This is a genomic window from Streptococcus caprae (genome assembly GCF_042649745.1).
Lineage (GTDB): Bacteria > Bacillota > Bacilli > Lactobacillales > Streptococcaceae > Streptococcus > Streptococcus caprae.
Genome location: NZ_JBHRZV010000050.1, coordinates 72,753 through 91,288 on the forward strand (window position 1 = coordinate 72,753; position 18,536 = coordinate 91,288).

The window sequence follows — 18,536 nt, forward strand, 5'->3', positions numbered from 1 at the left end:
ATCAAAAAGATATCATCATTTAAATAAACCTTGCCTTATCCTTATTTTCGACTTGCCGTATCCAAGTACCGTCTGCGTCCCAATGCCTGGTCTCAAGACTCCTCATGCGACTATAGGCCGTATGGTTGACTGTGCTAAACACAAAGTAGGCCGGCATCAACTCAACAGTTTTCTTAAGATTTTGAGAGAGTTCTATCACACTAAGTACAGACAAAATGAACTTCGCCAAGCGAAGTTCATTTTGTCGTTTATTTTTCTAGTGGATGAATTGTAACTCCTTTTACAACCCGGTTAACTGTACCCGTTGGTGATGGAGTATCAGGCAGGTTCTTGCATTTGAGAGCCGCCATAACTGAGAAGGTTTGGGCAAAGAGCAGGTAAGGGAATCCAAGGAAGGCATCTGGTAAATCTTGCGCTCCATCTGCCAAGACAAAGACATTAGCTTTGCTATCTTCCAAAGGTCTGCTAGAAAGCACCACTAAATCAGCAACAATTTCATCACCAGCAACTTCGTTGATCAAGTCAATATCGTACTGGCGCGTATAGGCATCGTTTGAAGTCAAGACAATAGCCGCTGTCTTTTCATTGATAAAGGATTTTGGTCCGTGACGGAAGCCCATTGGCGTTTCATACATGGTCGCAATTTGACCAGCTGTCAGCTCTAAAATCTTAAGCTGAGACTCATGAGCAACACCATAGAAGCCACCTGCCCCAAGGTAAATAACACGCTCTAGTTCCAAATCAACCAAGGTTTGAACAAAGTCTTCACGGTTTAAGACATCACGTCCTAAACGTGCAATGGTCTGTACCCACTCTCCCTTTTGTTCAAGGCTGGCAGGAGAGAAGACCAGAAGGGCCGTCAAGGACATACAAGAGAAGCTACCGGTCATGGCAAAGCCCTTGTCATTTGAGCCTGCAGGTTGCAAGAGCAAGAGAGTGTGCTCATCTCCTTCAGAAGCTTGAGCCAGTTGTCCCTCTGGTGCACAAGTGATATTAACAAAGTAAGCATCTTGGACAAGCGCTCGCGTCACATCAACTGCTGCTAAGCTCTCTGGCGAATTTCCACTGCGGGCAAAAGATACCAAAATTGTAGCTACATCTTCTTGGAGATAATCCTGTGGACGGCAGACAATCTCCGTTGAACTAACAGGCGTAAAGCGAATAGTTTTCAAATCGTTGACTTGGTTGAGGTAATTGCTTACACTCTGGCCGACAAAGTCAGAGGACCCCGCCCCAGTAAAAATCACATGAACAAAATCATGCTTGTCACGAATACTACTGATAAAGTCTTCAATCTGATCCAGTTGGTCCACATAGAGCCCGTAGGCCTCTTCCCAAAGGGAAGGCTGTTGGAAAATCTCAGGTACCGTGATGCCAGCCCCTAATTTTTCTAATTCTTCTTTTGCTAGTTGATACATAAACGCCTCCTTAATGGTTATAACCAGTTTTTCTCCATTATACCCCTTCAGTGATTCTTTGTCAATATAGAGTAGGTTAATATATTTATTTCAGGGTAAAATGGCAGAGCAAAACCCCACTGTTTCCAGCAGGGTTTCTAAGACTATGCTTTTCGTTTTAATTTCTGGTCCTCCAGATGATAGACCGTATCGACCAGGTTCAGCACGCGCTCATCATGGGTAACCATGACAACCGCCGTCTGACGCTGCTTGGCCTCCTGGCGCATGAGTTCGACCACCTGACGCCCGCGCTTGCCATCCAGACTAGCCGTCGGTTCATCCGCTAGAATCAAACTCGGTTGGTTAATCAAGGCTCGGGCGATTGCAACACGCTGCTTTTGCCCGCCCGAGAGTTGGTGAGGTAAAAACTTGCGTTGATTGGTCAAACCAAACTCCTCAACCAACTGGTCTAAACGTCTCGTCAGCTCTGCCTTATCCTGCCTCAAGGCCTTGGTCGCCACTAGGGATAACTGCTGGTCTACATTGAGGTAGAGCATGAGCTGATGACTTTGAAAGACAAAGCCAATCTTCTCTCGGCGAAGGGCTGTCCGTGCCTTATCCGTCAGTCCTGTCACATCCTGACCGTCAATCCATATACTGCCCTGATTGGGAGTCAAGAGCAGACCTGCAATGGAGAGAAAGGTACTCTTCCCACTCCCTGATGGCCCCAAAATCGCGACAAATTCACCAGGTTCAACCATCAAGGCCAACTGGTCCAAAATCACATTTTCTTCCTGACCATCTTGGTAGGACTTGCCAATGTCCTTTAATTGTAAAACTGCCATCAGGCCTCACCTCCTCCAATAATCTTAACCGGATCAATCTTCAAAATCTGTAGACAGGATATCAAAATACTCAGAATTGCCATGCCAACAAAACTGGCTGAAGCAATGATACTACTGGTCAGATCGACAGCCACTGGCACCTTGTCTGGCAAGAGGGACATGGTGAGCAGCGCCAGCCCATTGCCCATTAAAACCCCGACCAAGGCCAAGAAAAAGCCTTGAAGGAACTGCTGCCCTATGATTTCACCGCTGGAGAGACCAACCGCCCGCATAATACCGAATTGTTGCCGCTTTTGCAGGCTGATGATGTAGAAGAAAATCCCCAAAATCGCCGCCGACACCACCAAGAGCACAATAGAAATCAGGTTAATGGTCAGCTGCTGGGCCGTATAGCCAGGCACGTTGCCAATCAAATCCCCCCTACTGAGGAGGCTAAGGTCCTTAATTGTGACTTGCCCAGGCTTTTCAAGCAAGGCTAGAGCTTGGACACTCTCTTGATAGGCAGGGTTTTGAGCCGTCTTCATGGCTGTCAGAGTCTCAGCCGTGATATAGGCTACTGGCGCAAAGGTATAGGACTGGCTCGGGACAAAACCGACTACCTTTAGCTCCAGCTCAGACTTGCGATCCTTGACCACATCGCCCACTTCAAGGCCTTCTTCCTCGAAGGACTGGCTGAGCAGAACGCCATTTTCAGTCGCCTTCAAACCAGAACCCGACAGAATCTCTGGCACCAACTCACTGTCTGCTTCCACCGCCAGGTAGACGACATCCAACTTATCTTCTGAGTCCTTTGGGGCCATAGCAGAGCGTTCAACAGAGAAAGGAATGGTCTCCCGATCCAGCTCCTCTTCAACCTGCTGTTTCTGGTCCTGACTGATGCTCGAGTCAGCCAAGAGGCCCTTGGCATCTTCTGACAGGACAAAGGCCTCCGCAGGCATGGCCTCAAGCACACCAGACGACTGCTCCGCCAATCCACCTGCCAGCCCCGTCAAAAAGACCACCATATACATCATCAACACAATTAACAGCTCGATTAAGAGGTATTTCTTCCAATGAAACCGAACCTCAGCCCAAACTTGACCCATCACTTCTCCTTCTTTCAATCAAGGGCCTTTAAAAGCCCACTAACATGAACTCATTATACTCCTTTTGAGAGGGAAATACGATTGAGAATGACTGAATTCTGTCTTATTGCAAATTTTGGACATTAACAGTCCCTGCTAATACCCACTAAAAGCTCATAGGACAAGACAGGTTGACGCAGACATAAACAGGTTAGCTAACAATCTAGAACTCTGATGTTAAAAAATATTAACCTCATTGTCGCTATTCTCCAGTCAATTTTCACTCCAAAAAAACCAGCCCTTGTCCCCTCAGGGAGGGGAGACTCTGGACTGGTTGATTTTTCTACTTAGGCTTGCTAGGGATACTCTGGATAGAGCATCTTCAAAACATCTGTTGTCAGACGACGGCTGGTGCCATAGGCTGGGAAGATATGCATCATCATCATGGGATTGAAATTAGCCTCAATAATACCGTAGCTAGTCGGGCTGGTCTCAGCTGGCAGGTGGATGTCAGGGATGATGAAGTCAACACCGCAGACCTCTGCCTGCATGGCCTTAGTAATCGCCACGGCAATTTCCTTATAAGAGGGGTGAACCTCATCCGTCATATCGATAGAATCTCCTCCCGTGCTGATATTGGAATTTGCTCGGAGATAGACCTTTTGGCCCTCAGGCACGATACTGTCTGCCCTCAAGCCTTGGGCCTTGAGCTGAAGAACTTCCAAGTCCCCCAATTCAATCTTTTTGAGCGGTGTAGACTTGCCATCCCCTCTGAGGGGATTATCATTTTTAGCCTCAATAAGCTGGGCAACCGTGGATTTGCCATCACCAGTGACATTGGCAGGAACCCGCAGAAGGACAGCCCTAGTCTCGCCTCCCAAAACAAAGAATCGGTACTCTGTCCCTGCCATAAAGTCCTCGACCATGACTTCCTTATCCTCCAGGAGAGCTAGGCGAACAGCCTCCAAAAAGTCTGCTTGGTCAGTCGTCCCCTCTTCAAAGATACTGATGCCCAGTCCAAAATTAGTTGACTTCGGTTTAATCACGATCGGCCGTCCCTTAACGCGGTGAAAGACCTGCCCTGCCTCCTCAAGATTGGTCACCTGAATACTGTCTGGCACTGCAAAACCAGCCTGAGCCAGGACCTTCTTGGTCACAACCTTATTCTCCATAATGAGCGGAGAGATATAGCTATCATGACTGGTCATATTGCCATTCTTGACGTACTCGATATGGTCTCCAAAGGTCAACTTGACAAACTGGTCTCGCTCATCTAAGATTTCCAGACCAAAGCCATACTGGATAGCATCAGCTAGAAAGGCCTGGGTTGAGAGTTCCATATTGGCGAAGGCCTGGAGGCCAAATGGCCGGTCTAGGACTGCAGTCATATTGGCTTGCGCCAGGTCTAAGCCTAGGTCGCGAACACTACCTTTCTCTTCCACAGCCTGGAAAAGCTTGCCTGCCAGCGTCAGCTCAGGTTGCTGCAGTTGCTGAATCTTCTGGGCCAAAATCTCTCGGTCTGAGGCTGGCAAGTGGAGCTGCTCTGCCATTGCTTCTAAAACAGCAAAGAAGTTCATCCCTTCATCGAGGTCCATAGCAGAGCTTAGTGGATGGCTGAGGGCCGTCGCTTCCTTGAGGTCTCTCCCACGCTGGATGTCCGCCTCCGTCAGCTCATCATCGTCCAGCCACAGGAGCCCCAAGAGGAAGAGGTGGATAAAGCGAGCATCCGCCTCAGTAATCCCATAGGGAGCAAAGGGGTTGAGGTCAAAAATGCGAAACTCCAGATACTGGATGCCCTTATCCAGCAAATCAAGGACCGACTGGCTCCCCCTAAAACGCACGCTCTCATAGAGTTCCTTCTCCGCAATCAAGTCACCGCTGTCAACCAGGCGACAAAGACTGGCCGCGTAGGCCTCCAAACTAGCAAAGGAAACCTGAACATGGGGCTGGTTGACATAGCCAAAAGAACTGGAGCGAATGGAACGCACAGGCTCTGTCAGTACATCCCCACCTTTAAAATAGGCCTCCGGTGCCCAGGGAGCTGCCCCCAGCAGATAGACCAAAATCCATTGGTAGCGTAGGAAACGCTGGGCCAGAGTCATATAGACGCGATTGCGAACTTGAGCCAAGGACTCACCATCCTCCCTCAAACTCATCAGAAAGGCTTCCGTCAAGCCAAAATTATAGTGAATCCCAGACACCATCTGCTTGTACTTGCCGTATTTTTGTGTCAGATATTCCCGGTAACGCGTGTCCACCTCACCCATCTGGGCCTCTAAAATATGGTCCGCCTCAGGCAGGACAGCTGGAATCGATAAGGGCCAGAGCAATTCTCCCTTTGGTAAATGGCTGAGCGTCACCTCGTGGATGGCCCCCAAAAATCGCAGAGCTTCTGCACTGCTTGCAGTCACAGGCGAGATTAACTCTAGCTGAGACTCTGCAAAGTCAGTCTGAATGTAAGGATGAAAAGAGCGATCTCCAAAGGCAGACGGATGGCCCATCTGGCTTAACTTCCCGTCAGCCAACACCCGTTGCCCTTCCTTTTCCAGTCCAATCGTGGCCTGAGTAAAAAGCCCCTCAAGCCCACGCTCCAAAATCACTTGTCTAATGTTCATCCTATCACTTCCTTTTCTATTCTCTTACAATCGAAACCATCAAAGAAATTGCTCTGCCTTAACACATATTATGAAAGGTCATTATAGGTCTACCTTATCAAAAAAACAGGATTCCCGCAAAAATTTTTGAACGAAATCAGAAAAAATCCCAGACACATTCGAGCCAGGGATTTAAATGGTTAGCAAAATTGTTGCTTAGTTGTAGTTACGAGACTCCAAGCCTTCTTCAGCGAGGTATTGGCTGAATGGGACAAGCTCTTCTGCTTCGTATTTTTCACGGAAGGCCGCGATTTCTTCAGCAGAGTAAGCTTTTGGCTCCAAGCGCAATTCTGGTGCTTCAACTGGGATTGGACGGTGTTGTGTGATGCGAGCATCAATCACGATTGTCTTACCAGCTTTGTTGAGTTCAACAGCTTCTTTCACAACAGCATCGATGTCTTCGATTCGGTTAACAGTGAAACCAACTGCGCCTTGTGCTTCCGCAATCATCTTGTAGTCAGGGTTTGTGAAGTCAACACCAAACAAGTGTTTGTTTGTGTCTTCGTATTTGTTCTTGATGAAGGCATACTCAGCGTTTGAGAAGACAACGTTGATAACTGGCAAGTTGTATTGAACGTTCGTAATCACGTCTGGGTAGCACATACCAAATGCCCCGTCACCCATGATGTTCCACACTTGACGGTCTGGGTTGTCTTTCTTAGCAGCAATACCACCAGGAAGGGCGATACCCATTGTTGCGAACAATGGAGATGTACGCCACATGTTCTTAGGTGTCATGTGCAAGTGACGAGTAGATGTTTGCGTTGAGTTACCTACGTCGATAGAGTAGATGGCATTTTCGTCAGCAAATTTGTTGATGGCGTTGTATACTTGGTACAATTGCAATTCGCCTTCCGTTTTGCCTTCGAGTTTGTTCATGTAGTCGCGCCAGTTTTGGTTGTTCTTCACAACTGCACGCCACCATGGAGTAGACTCAACTGGGTTTACTTTTGCAAGGATTGCTTCAGTAGCGTCTTTCACATCACCAAGGATGGATGCATCGAGGGCATGACGTTTACCAAGTTTGTAAGGGTCGATATCCACTTGGATGAATTTTTCAACGTTTTTGAAGGTGTTGTATACTTCTGAGAATGGGAAGTTACAACCCATGAAGAGAACAGTGTCTGCTTCGAAGATTACTTCGTTGGCAGATTTCCAACCAACACGGTAAGCTGAACCAGTCAACCCTTCGTAGTTCCACTCGAAAGCTTCGAAGTTTTTACCAGTTGTAATGATTGGAGCTTTGATTTTGCGAGACAATTCAGTCACGACTTCACCAGCACCAACACCACCGAAACCAGCGTAGATTACTGGACGTTTTGCGTTGTTAAGGATTTCAACCGCTTTGTCGATTTCAACTTGGTTCAAAGCTGGTGCAACAAATGTACGGTCATAAGTACCTGATCCGTAGTAAGAGTCAGCATCGATTTCTTGGAAACCAAAGTTTACAGGGATTTCAACAACAGCTGGACCTTTTTTAGCGATTGCAGCACGGCAAGCTTCGTCGATAACTTTTGGCAATTGCTCAGCGTATGCTACACGTTTGTTGTAGACAGCAACGCTTTGGTACATTGGGTTTTGGTTCAACTCTTGGAAAGCATCCATATTCAATTCGTTAACTGGACGTGAACCAAGGATAGCAAGCATTGGAGTAGCATCCATCGCGGCATCGTAGATACCGTTGATCAAGTGAGTGGCACCTGGTCCACCTGAACCAACGCAGACACCGATTGATCCGCCGAATTTACGTTGCATAAGCGCTGCAAGAGCACCAGTTTCTTCGTGGCGAACTTGCAAGAAGTTGATATCTTTGTCTTCTGCAAGAGCATCCATCAAAGAGCTCAATGTCCCTGAAGGGATACCGTAGATTGTATCAACGCCCCAAGTTTTGAGGACGTTCAACATAGCTGCTGAAGCTGTAATTTTAGTCATTTCGACAAAACCTCTTTTTTATTTTTTACCCTATAAAAACGCGAGCGCATTCATTGAGTATTACATAGTCATATTACCACTTTTTCTCATCAAAGGTAGTGGATTTTGCTTAGAAAATTAAAATTGTTACCACATTCACAATATTTGCTCGATTTTTCACATATTTCAACTCTAGAAAGACAGTGTTTCTTCAGATCTTCAAGAGAAAAAACAGACCAGAACTTCCGTTCTAGCCTGCTCTGCTATTTTACAAATCAAGGAAACCTGCATGAGGGGTCATGCCGAAAAATTCTGCGATTTCTTGCAATTCTTGGTCTGTGATTTCTTGGAGGATTTTACCTCCTTGGGCTCCAACTTGTGAGAAGATCATGGCTGCTTTTTCGATAACTTCAACAAGGCCATACGTCTCATCAAGGGTCACACCTGAAGCAAAGAGACCATGGTGTGGCCAAAGAACCGCTTGGAATTCAGCCATTTTTTCGGATGTCTTGACACCGATGTCGTTGGTCCCTGGAGTCATGTAAGGAATCACACCGATCCCTTGTGGGAAGACAACGATAGATTCTGCTTGCATCTTCCAAAGGATACGGGAAAGATGACGCTCATCTAGTGGCTGCGTAAAGCTCATGGCAATGAGGTTTGTTGGGTGGCAATGGAAAACCACGCGCTGCTCTGGATTCACCTTGAGGCGCTCGATGTGGCTCATGAGGTGGCTAGGGAATTCTGATGTTGGTTTGCCGCCATCTTCAAAGCCCCAAACGATGTCGTAGCTTTGGCCATCGGCAGAGATTTTAACCAAACCAAGGTCCAAGGTTGGGCGGCTGTAAACGTTACGGAAATAGCGACCAGTCCCTGTCACCAAGTAGTAGTAACCAGCAATGGCAGAGGCATCAAAGCCAAGCTCAAAGCTCGCTTTAACCTCGTGAACGTCCTCGTAGCTCTCTACTTCTTCTGCCAGGAGACGGTAAGATACATTCCCACCATTACGCTCATCCCAGTAACGGTTATAAGATTCACGTGTCACTTCACGCATGTTCAATACATAAGGAGAATCAACAAATTTAGTCATGTTTAAGATACCAAGGCCGACTAGAAAGCGACCGAAAAATAGGAAATCGTAGAAAATCCTGATTTTCGAACCGATTTATCTTTTTTCCGAGCTTTCCGGCCGGGTTCAGTTCCTTTCTTTTTCTATCAAATAGTTCTTATTTTTACAAGTGCCGTTGCAGACCTTGCAGTTTAATTAGTTACGTTCTGCCAAGACTTTTTCTTCGTAGGCACGCACCTCACTCAACCAGTCAAGGCCAACAGGGACACCGTTTTGTTCACAGAAGTAGTTCCAAACATCGCTATAAGGGAAGTCTTTCAATTCTTCTGTGTAAGCCAAACGTGAAGTAAAGTCAAAGTTGTTTTCCATTTCTTTAAGCTTCTCTGTTGGTTCAAGAAGCGCTTTAAGAAGGGCTTTTTGAGTGTTACGTGTTCCGATAACCCAAGCAGCGATACGGTTGATGGTGGCATCAAAGAAGTCAAGGCCAATCACTGTCTTATCGAGTAAGTTGTTGCGGACGATTTCTTTGGCAATGTCTTGCAATTCATCATCCATGATGACCACGTGGTCAGAATCCCAGCGCACTGGACGAGACACGTGAAGCATGAGGGCTTTTTCGCTAAAGAGAGAAAGGGAAGAAAGTTTGTTAGAAATCACTTCAGTTGGGTGGAAGTGTCCAGCATCCAAGAGGATAGCCTTGTTACGGGTCAAGCCGTAGCCCATGTAAAATTCATGAGAACCAACTGTGTAGGCTTCTGCTCCAAGTCCGAAAAGTTTGCTTTCAACGGTATCCACGTTGTATTTCTCATCGATCTCAACAGAGAAGATTTCGTCTAAGGACTCCATGAGGCGTTTACGTGGAGCAAGGCGGTCAACTGGGTTGTCTTTGAAACCGTCTGGTACCCAGAAGTTGGTGTAGCAGGTTTGACCCAATTCTTTACCGAAGTATTCGGCCACACGACGGCTGCGTTTTCCATGTTCAATCCAGTAGTCACGAACTTCCTTGTCTGGGTGAGACAACGTGAAGCCATCTTTCATCATTGGGTGTGAGAAGAAGGTTGGGTTGAAGTCAAGTCCAAGTCCTTGTTCTTTCGCCCAAGCTACCCATTTTTCAAAGTGTTTAGGCTCGATTTGGTCCAAGTCAATAGCTTCATCTGTATCAAGGTAGATGGCATGGAGGTTGAGTTTGTGTTTTCCAGGAATGAGAGAGTAGGCTTTTTCAAGGTCTGCACGAAGCTGATCAGGCGTGTGGGCCGCACCAGGGTAGTTCCCTGTTGACATGATCCCACCAGTCGTTTCACCAGTTGGGTTAAGGAAACCTTTGACATCATCCCCTTGCCAGCAGTGCATAGAAATCTTGATATCTTGCAATTTTTTAAGGGCTGCATCTGTGTCAACACCGACAGCGGCATAGCGTTTTTTAGCAGCTTCATAAGCCTGTGCAATTGTTTCAGTTGTCATCTTATTTCTCCAATTTTCTATTTTATTAAAGTATTTATAGTGCTAAATATCAAAATCTTTCAAAACCGCTCGTTGATAGCTCTCGAGGTGGTCTCGGTCAGCCAATTCCTGCGGTGTAAAGGTCTCAAAGGCCATGTTGTCGTCCAACCAAGCTCTCGCTTCTGCCAGGCTGGCAAAGTCACCTAAGGCAATGAGTTGTACAAGGACATTTCCAATAGCCGTCGCTTCACCTGGACCAGCCACAACTTCCTTACCAATGATGTCAGCTGTCAGCTGATTGAGCAGGGAGACGTTGGAGCCACCACCGACGATGTGGAGGCAGTCAAGGGCTTTCCCTGTCAATTTCTCCAGACGCTTCCATTCATGACCATAGGCCAAGGCTAGATTTGAGTATACACACATGACCAATTCGCCCAGGGTTTCTGGAACCACAGCTCCCCGCTCACGACAGTAGGCTTGGATTTCTTCAATCATGTTGGCTGGGTTGGTAAAGCGGTCATCATTGAGGTCCACATACTGAAGGAAGGGCTCAACTTGAAAGGCCTGCTCTGCCATTTCCGCAAAGGAATACTGGTAATCCGTCATGCGGGCAATTTCTTGAACTGTCCACATCCCCGTGATGTTCTTGAGGAAACGGTAGGTCTGATAGGCACCCCACTCGTTGGTATAGTTGGCCTCAAAGGCATCGCTACCCGTCAATGGCACAGTGTTTTCGACCCCAATAAGGGACCAGGTCCCACTAGAGATGTAGGCGTAATTGTCGCTCGTCGCAGGAACTCCGACAACAGCAGAGCCAGTATCATGGGTCGCCACCGCAATAACTTGAGCTTGAGGCAAATCATAGGCTTCACGCACCTCTGGCAGAAGCTCGCCAACCACCTCACCCGTCTCGATGAGGTCTGGGAACTTGCTACGAGGAATATCCAGCAGAGCTAACAAATCCGCGTCATAATCACGCGTATGAATGTTGAGGAACTGGGTCGTCGACACGTTAGTCACTTCCCCGAAAGCCTTGCCAGTCAAGCGGTAGGCGATGTAGTCGGGCACCAGAAGAATCTTATCCGCCTGAGCCAAGAGTTCCTTATCTTCAACATAGAGCTGGTAGAGCGTATTGAAATTCAAGAACTGAATCCCAGTCTTATCATAGATTGTCTGCTTAGGAATTCGTGCAAAGACCTGTTCCATGATGCCGTCTGTCCGAGCATCCCGATAGGCTACTGGCTCGGCTAACAGGTCACCATTGGCATCAATCAAACAGTAATCCACTGCCCAAGTATCGATTCCAATCGTACAGTTTTCAACTCCCAAAGCCTTGACCTTGTGCAGACCTTGCAGAATTTCCTCTACCAGGGTCGTCACATTCCAACGGTCATGGCCGCCCTTGAAGGTGAAGCCATTTTTGAAACGGTGCACTTCATCAAGCTTGAGCTGGTTGTTTTCCTTGGATGCCAGAATCACACGACCACTAGACGCTCCAATATCAACCGCAACGTGATAAGTCATAGTTGCCTCCTTTATTTCCGTATCGCTTGCGATTTCTCGCTCGCTTTAACTACTCCTATTTAACCTTATTTCAAAATATGTTACAATGTCAGTAGCTTTGTTATGCTGTATCAAATTTACAGTTCTCTCTATTTTTGCTTTCTTTTTTAAAAATAGCAGAGCTGAACTATTGACAGAAAGGCTTTCGCCATGGATTTAGAGACACTTTTACTTTCAGAAACCGAACATGAAACTTTGCAGAAAAGACGAGGATTTGTATCAGATTTATCCGATTTGAACACCCTCTACTCCGATGGCCTGCCCCACCTGTCCTCAAGTTTCTTTTTCCAGAACAAGGACATCTACATCAGCAAACACAACCGCTATGGCGATTATCCTGAGCACTCCCATCAATTTTTCGAGCTCAACTATGTCTACCGCGGTTCCTGCACCCAGGTCATCAACGGTGAGAGTCTCCAGCTCCAGCAGGGCGACATTCTCCTCATGGATACCAACTCCCGTCATGCCATCAAGGCCCTGGGCTCCGGTGACATCCTCATCAACATCCTCTTTCAAAACCATGAGATTTCCATCGATTGGTTGAAGGAATTGCAGAGCAAAAAAAGCCTGCTCTACCGCATGCTCCTCAAATCTTCTGATAGCGGACAGGCCAACCACTACCTCTACATGCCAGCTGAAACAACCCAGGCCAGCCAGGCTACGCTCGAACGCATGATGACCGAGTACTTCTTCCCCCAGGCCTTCTCTGAAAATATCATCAGCCAGTCCCTCCCCATCCTCTTCTATGAGTTGGCCCGGGCCCTGCCAGAAGCCAGCACAGATGAACTCCTAACGGACAACACACCCTATCTCCAGGCCCTGGACATTATCGATCGAGAATTCTCAGACTTAACCCTTCAAGGCCTGGCAGACAAGCTGAACTTCAACAAGAACTATCTCAGCAACCTCATCAAATCCAAGAGTGGCCACACCTTTACCGAGCTGGTCACCCAACGCAAGCTCATGAAGGCCCAGTTGCTCCTACAAAGCACCCGCATGCCCATCCACGAAATTGCGACCACCGTTGGCTTTTCCAACAAGACCTATTTCTACGACAAGTACAAAATCCTCTTTGGCCACGGACCAAGGGAAGAACGAGAGTGAGGACTTGCAGAATCACTGTTCTACCTGCATCGTGCCAACACTTCTGATTTGGGCTATCCCAGACCCAGCCTGCACTCTTCGACAATCTGAAAATGAGGCCGGGCAAAAACTCTCAGAAATAGTAAAAGTCTTAGGATAATGTCATCATAAAACATTGATTCTAAGCCTTTTTATTTGAAAACTGGGATGAACTAGTTCTTCTAACGGTGCCTGCTATATGGTATAATGTCATTATGAAATTATTACAAAAAAGTCAATCGACTTTACAGCCTTTTACTAAATGGACTGGCGGGAAGCGCCAACTGCTTCCAGTTATAAAATCTCTTATGCCAGACGATTATAATAATTACTTTGAGCCATTTATTGGTGGCGGAGCAGTTTTTTTCGACCTCATTCCTAAAAAAGCAACTATCAACGATTTTAACAGTGAACTCATTAACTGCTACCATCAAATAAAAGATAATCCTGAAAAGCTAATTGAGTTGCTTACTGAACATCAAAAAAATAATTCAAAAGAATATTATTTAGAACTACGCTCTGCTGACAGAGACGACAGAATCAATGATATGACCAATACTGAACGAGCTGCTCGTATCATGTATATGTTACGAGTAGATTTTAATGGCCTGTATCGGGTTAATTCTAAAAATCAATTCAATGTCCCATACGGCAGATATAAAAATCCAAAAATTGTTGATAGTGAGCTAATCTTATCTATTTCAAGTTATCTTAACAATAATGATATTTGTATTTTAAATGGGGATTTCGAAGAAGCTATTAAAAATGTTCAAGCCGGGGATTTCGTCTATTTTGACCCACCATATATACCTCTTTCGGAGACGAGCGCTTTCACCTCTTATACTCATGAAGGATTTTCCTATGAAGAACAAGTTAGATTACGAAATGTCTTCAAAAGACTAGACAAAAAAGGTGCATATGTTATGCTATCAAATTCATCTAGCCCTCTCGTCGAAGAATTATATGAAGGATTTAATATTCATAAGGTAAACGCAATTCGGACTAACGGAGCGAGAGCCTCTAGTCGTGGAAAAATATCAGAAATTATCGTAACTAATTATGTCAAATAACGAATATAAGTATGGAGGAGTTCTAATGACTAAACCATACTACCATAAAGACAATGCTATACTTGTTCATGCTGACACTTTTGAATTTTTAAAAAAAATGAAGCCAGAAAGTATGGATATGATTTTCGCTGATCCGCCCTACTTTTTAAGTAACGGAGGGATGTCAAATTCGGGTGGACAAGTTGTTTCCGTGAATAAGGGTGACTGGGACAAGATTTCGTCACTTGAAGAAAAACATGATTTTAATCGTCGTTGGATTCGATTAGCTAGGCAAGTTTTAAAACCCAATGGCACTATATGGATTTCGGGCAGTTTCCATAACATTTATTCAGTTGGGATGGCGTTAGAGCAAGAAGGATTTAAAATACTTAACAATATTACGTGGCAAAAGACAAATCCCGCACCGAATCTCTCTTGTCGCTACTTTACACATTCTACTGAGACGATTCTTTGGGCAAGAAAAAATGATAAAAAAGCTCGTCACTATTACAATTATGACTTAATGAAAGAGTTGAATGACGGCAAGCAAATGAAAGATGTTTGGACGGGTGGACTAACCGCAAAATCAGAAAAATGGGCTGGCAAGCATCCAACCCAAAAACCAGAATATCTTTTAGAGCGAATAATCTTAGCAAGCACAAAAGAAAATGACTATATTCTAGACCCTTTTGTTGGTAGTGGCACAACTGGAGTAGTAGCAAAGAGATTGGGGCGCAGATTTATTGGCATTGATGCAGAGAAAGACTATTTAAGAATAGCCAAAACAAGACTAAATAAAGAAAAGAAGAAGGAGACTATGTGAATTTAGGAAAGTATATAAATTTATCAGCTGAAGATAGATTAAAATTATTTTTATCAACATTGTCCGTAACTAACCGCACTCCAGAATATTATGTGAACTGGTTCAAGGTTGAGCGAGAAACTAGACAATTTGAATTAGAATTAAATACACTTAACTACCTTATTGGAAAAGAAAATATTCGCGAAGAAGCTCTCAAACTATTCGTAAAACAGCCAGATTTGTTAAAAGCTGTTCCTACTCTAATAGCAAGTCGGGATAAAATTTTAGATATTCTGACGATCGATGAAGATGATAATATGGTTTTTGACAAACTTGATTTTTCGAAAATTGATACAGAACGAATTTCAGAATATATTGATTTTGTTGAAAAATCTGGATTATTGGACTTTTTACAAAATAAAGCCAAACGTTCATTAGTTGACTATGTTTATGGGGTTGAGGCTGGATTAGATAGTAACGCTAGAAAAAATCGTAGCGGAACAACTATGGAAGGTATCTTAGAGCGCCATGTCGCCAAACTTACAGATAAACTAGATTTAGAATGGAAAGCTCAGGCCACTGCTCCGTTTATCAAAGAAAATTGGGGTATAAGTGTTCCCGTGGATAAATCTGAACGTCGTTTTGACGTAGCGGTTTACTCCAAAGAAAAACATAAACTGTGGCTAATTGAGACCAACTATTACGGTGGGGGTGGAAGTAAACTCAAGGCTGTTGCTGGGGAGTTTACAGAACTCAGTCAATTTGTAGCAACTTCGCCCGACAACGTCGAATTTATTTGGGTAACAGATGGTCAAGGTTGGAAAACAGCGCATCTACCATTAGCAGAAGCTTTCGGGCATATAGTGAATGTGTTTAATTTAAATATGCTGAAAGAGGATTTTTTGTTAGACTTATTCAATAGATGAAATTATACAAGGTAATTTTCATATGAAGATTGATTTTCAAGATAAGACTTTTATTAAAAAAAGTTTCAATCAAGATGGTTACGTATTAGACTTTTCCAACTCTAAAATTAGTGATTTCACTTTTCATTCCATAGGAGTAGATATTCAAGGAGAATATCAACTGTCAAAAGGAAAATATTTTGAAGCTTTTGTAATTGAAGGCTCTGATGAACTGGTGCTTAGATTATCCTTGGACTTACTTCGCTATTATGAAAATCTTCCCGATTCGTCTATTGAAAAAATCGAAGAGAGAACAATTCAAGCTGAGAAATTAAAAAAGCGTCTCTCATCTTATAAAGAAACCTCCGTAGAATATCCTTCAGAGACTGCCCAAAATATGTCATCATATTTCGATAGCTCATATATAGATAAACAAATATCAATCATGTTAGATATGATTGGGGAATCTCCTACGAAATGATAAAGGGGAGGTCACGGTAAAGAATTATCTTTCAAAGAGCTTCTCCCGAGGTATGCTCCTTTAGTTGTTTATTCTTCAGTAACATTGATAAGTTTTATATGAGCTACTTACATGGTTAAAAAAGGTTAGATAAGTAAAAAACGGCAAAATGCCGTTTTTTACTTATCTAACCTTTTTTAACACCAGCTGCACCACATTAACCAAGAGGAAAATTCCAATAAAAATCATAGTGATGGTCGCACTAGCAGGAGTCTCCGCATAGTAGGACAGGATAATCCCTGACACCATACCGACAAATCCAACCAGCATCCCGATGACAATCACAGCCTTAAAGCTCTTGCCCAAGCGCATAGCAATCGAGGCCGGCAGGACCATAATGGTCGAGACCAAGAGTGCTCCAGCAGCAGGTATGGTCAGGGAAATCGCAATCCCTGTCACGATATTAAAGGCAATAGACATGAGTCTCACCGGCAGTCCATCCACATGGGCTGTATCTTCATCAAAGGTTAGCACGTACATGGGTCGCATAAAGAGAGCAGTCAACAGCAAGACCAAGCCAGCAATAGAAAAGAGAAAAATCACCTGCTCTTGACTAATTGTGATAATGGAACCAAAAAGATACTGATCCAGACTCATGCTACTGGTCCCACTGGATTTGCTGGTCACAATCAGGGAAATCGCAAGTCCCATGGACATCAGAATCGCTGTTGAAATTTCCATATAGTGCCGATAAACGGTCCGCAGGTATTCCAAGACAACCGCTGCTACCGTTACGACAAGCATGGTCATCCAGGTCGGTGACACGCCTAGAGCCAGTCCAAAGGCCACCCCAGCCAGCGAAACGTGACTGAGCGTATCGCTCATCAAACTTTGACGGCGGAGAATCAGAAAGAGCCCCAAAATCGGTGCAAACAGGCTGATGGCAATGACTGCCCACAGAGCCCGAAGCATAAAATCATAGGCAAAAACCTCAGTGAGCATGGCCAACCTCCTCTCCATCCTTTTCGTGGACATTGAAACACCGCCACGGCAGACTTTGATTCCGCACTAGGTGAATATTACGGTCTACATAGTCCCGAACTTCATCTGGATCATGGGTAATCATAAGCACAGCCTTACCATGATTGTGGGCAGAATGGTGCATCAATTCATAGAAGGTCTTGGCCGTCCCACTATCCATTCCCGTTGTCGGCTCATCCAAGATAAAAATATCAGGATCTGAGGCAAACATACGAGCGATAACAGCCCGCTGTTTTTGCCCACCAGACAGACTACCTATCCGCTTATGCCGATTCTCCCACATGCCAACAGACTCAAGACTGGCCTTAACATGTTCCTCGTCGTGCTGATTCAAGCGACGAAACCAGCCCTGACGCGGGTAGCGTCCTGATTTAACAAATTCATAAACAGTTGAGGGAAAGCCTGCATTGAAACTTGAAATTTGTTGGGGTAAATAAGCAATGCGGAGCTTACGACCGCTGGTACTTTCCTTGGCAATCTCAATATGACCTTGCTTGGGGGTTAAAATTCCCAAGGTCGCACGGATCAAAGTGGACTTGGCTGCCCCATTTTCTCCGGTCAAGGTGACAAATTCCCCCGAGTCCAGATGGTAATTAATCCCTTCCAGAACGGGCTCTTCATCGTATTGAAAAGACAGGTCTTTTACAGTTATATATCTCATTCTTGTCTTTCTAATTCCTGGGATAGGGTCTGGATAAAGCGCGCAATCACTGTTTGCTCTTCCGATGAAAATTGATTGATGACCCCATCGTAAGCATGAAGTGTGTCCTCATGATGGTGACTATGTTCTCGAGCAATAGGCTCAGCTTCTGCCGTCAGTGTAAAATAAGACACCCGTGCATCCTCCGTATCTTTGACAGAGGTCAACATTTCCTTAGCCACCAGGCTTTTGACAGCCTTGGTAATAGCCGCCTGACTAACATTAAGGCGCTTGGCCAAATCCGTATTGGTCAGGCGTTCCTCAGCCAAGAGCATGAGAATATGCTCCTGGGTGTTGGTCAACTTGACCTCGCTCTTACATTGTCCAATCAGCAACTCCAGCTGATTTTCTGCCTTGAGAACGATTTGGTTCATCAACCCATCTAATTCTTCTGCTAAAGCCATGAGGCCCTCCTTCTGATGCACGAGACATCCTTTACTTGACTGGTTAATTATATCACAAAAAATAAAAATCTGCGGACTTTTTTTCTCAGATTTTCTACTTTTTAGAATCC

At 45.0% G+C, this 18,536-nt stretch carries 17 protein-coding genes; 5 read left to right on the top strand and 12 right to left on the bottom strand.

Annotation, left to right across the window (positions count from 1 at the left end):
- Nucleotides 1–19: 19 nt before the first annotated feature.
- The 9 genes from ACFORF_RS08280 to rhaB all read right to left on the bottom strand — a co-directional run bounded on the left by ACFORF_RS08280 (nt 20) and on the right by rhaB (nt 11,904).
- Nucleotides 20–229: a hypothetical protein gene (locus tag ACFORF_RS08280; protein WP_380427218.1), complete on the bottom strand. Its 210-nt coding sequence runs from the start codon at nt 227–229 to the stop codon at nt 20–22.
- A 19-nt stretch (nt 230–248) separates the two neighbouring features.
- Entirely contained in the window at nt 249–1,418 is a 1,170-nt protein-coding gene (locus tag ACFORF_RS08285; protein WP_380427220.1) for an SIS domain-containing protein, read from the bottom strand.
- Between the two features lie 143 nt (nt 1,419–1,561).
- Nucleotides 1,562–2,245, bottom strand: coding sequence for an ABC transporter ATP-binding protein (locus tag ACFORF_RS08290; protein WP_380427350.1), 684 nt, complete (start codon nt 2,243–2,245; stop codon nt 1,562–1,564).
- The gene (locus tag ACFORF_RS08295) at nt 2,242–3,327 is read right to left on the bottom strand and encodes an ABC transporter permease (protein WP_380427222.1); all 1,086 of its coding nucleotides are present in this window, start codon (nt 3,325–3,327) and stop codon (nt 2,242–2,244) included. Before ACFORF_RS08295 ends, ACFORF_RS08290 begins: the two co-directional genes overlap by 4 nt.
- 335 nt (nt 3,328–3,662) lie before the next feature.
- Nucleotides 3,663–5,921 (bottom strand): bifunctional glutamate--cysteine ligase GshA/glutathione synthetase GshB, encoded by a 2,259-nt coding sequence (gshAB, locus tag ACFORF_RS08300; RefSeq protein WP_380427224.1) that lies wholly within the window; start codon nt 5,919–5,921, stop codon nt 3,663–3,665.
- Nucleotides 5,922–6,116: 195 nt separating this feature from the next.
- Nucleotides 6,117–7,892 carry a pyruvate oxidase gene (gene spxB, locus ACFORF_RS08305; RefSeq protein ID WP_380427226.1) on the bottom strand — a complete coding sequence of 592 codons (1,776 nt, stop codon included), beginning with the start codon at nt 7,890–7,892 and terminating at the stop codon, nt 6,117–6,119.
- 247 nt (nt 7,893–8,139) lie between these two features.
- Entirely contained in the window at nt 8,140–8,961 is an 822-nt protein-coding gene (rhaD, locus tag ACFORF_RS08310; RefSeq protein WP_380427227.1) for a rhamnulose-1-phosphate aldolase, read from the bottom strand.
- A gap of 174 nt (nt 8,962–9,135) precedes the next feature.
- A complete protein-coding gene (rhaA, locus tag ACFORF_RS08315; RefSeq protein ID WP_380427229.1) occupies nt 9,136–10,401 on the bottom strand; it encodes an L-rhamnose isomerase in 1,266 nt (421 codons plus the stop codon).
- A 42-nt stretch (nt 10,402–10,443) separates the two neighbouring features.
- Complete coding sequence (gene rhaB, locus ACFORF_RS08320; protein ID WP_380427231.1) at nt 10,444–11,904, bottom strand: rhamnulokinase; 1,461 nt, start codon at nt 11,902–11,904, stop codon at nt 10,444–10,446.
- Nucleotides 11,905–12,093: 189 nt separating this feature from the next.
- Between rhaB and ACFORF_RS08325 the strand changes: the two genes are divergently transcribed.
- From ACFORF_RS08325 to ACFORF_RS08345, 5 genes are all read left to right on the top strand, one after another.
- Entirely contained in the window at nt 12,094–13,047 is a 954-nt protein-coding gene (locus tag ACFORF_RS08325; RefSeq protein WP_380427233.1) for an AraC family transcriptional regulator, read from the top strand.
- A gap of 233 nt (nt 13,048–13,280) precedes the next feature.
- Nucleotides 13,281–14,135, top strand: coding sequence for a DNA adenine methylase (locus ACFORF_RS08330; RefSeq protein WP_380427235.1), 855 nt, complete (start codon nt 13,281–13,283; stop codon nt 14,133–14,135).
- The gene (locus tag ACFORF_RS08335; protein WP_380427237.1) at nt 14,125–14,937 is read left to right on the top strand and encodes a DNA-methyltransferase; all 813 of its coding nucleotides are present in this window, start codon (nt 14,125–14,127) and stop codon (nt 14,935–14,937) included. Before ACFORF_RS08330 ends, ACFORF_RS08335 begins: the two co-directional genes overlap by 11 nt.
- Nucleotides 14,934–15,842: a type II restriction endonuclease gene (locus ACFORF_RS08340; RefSeq protein WP_380427239.1), complete on the top strand. Its 909-nt coding sequence runs from the start codon at nt 14,934–14,936 to the stop codon at nt 15,840–15,842. Before ACFORF_RS08335 ends, ACFORF_RS08340 begins: the two co-directional genes overlap by 4 nt.
- Nucleotides 15,843–15,864: 22 nt before the next feature.
- A complete protein-coding gene (locus ACFORF_RS08345) occupies nt 15,865–16,302 on the top strand; it encodes a hypothetical protein (protein WP_380427240.1) in 438 nt (145 codons plus the stop codon).
- Nucleotides 16,303–16,464: 162 nt separating this feature from the next.
- On the opposite strand, the gene ACFORF_RS08350 is transcribed toward ACFORF_RS08345, so the two are convergent.
- Genes ACFORF_RS08350 through ACFORF_RS08360 form a run of 3 tightly spaced genes read right to left on the bottom strand, consistent with a single transcriptional unit; the run spans nt 16,465 to nt 18,426 of the window.
- Nucleotides 16,465–17,283 (bottom strand): iron chelate uptake ABC transporter family permease subunit, encoded by an 819-nt coding sequence (locus ACFORF_RS08350; protein WP_380427242.1) that lies wholly within the window; start codon nt 17,281–17,283, stop codon nt 16,465–16,467.
- Nucleotides 17,273–17,983 carry a metal ABC transporter ATP-binding protein gene (locus tag ACFORF_RS08355; protein WP_380427244.1) on the bottom strand — a complete coding sequence of 237 codons (711 nt, stop codon included), beginning with the start codon at nt 17,981–17,983 and terminating at the stop codon, nt 17,273–17,275. Before ACFORF_RS08355 ends, ACFORF_RS08350 begins: the two co-directional genes overlap by 11 nt.
- Nucleotides 17,980–18,426, bottom strand: coding sequence for a zinc-dependent MarR family transcriptional regulator (locus tag ACFORF_RS08360; RefSeq protein ID WP_380427246.1), 447 nt, complete (start codon nt 18,424–18,426; stop codon nt 17,980–17,982). Before ACFORF_RS08360 ends, ACFORF_RS08355 begins: the two co-directional genes overlap by 4 nt.
- Nucleotides 18,427–18,536: the final 110 nt, after the last annotated feature.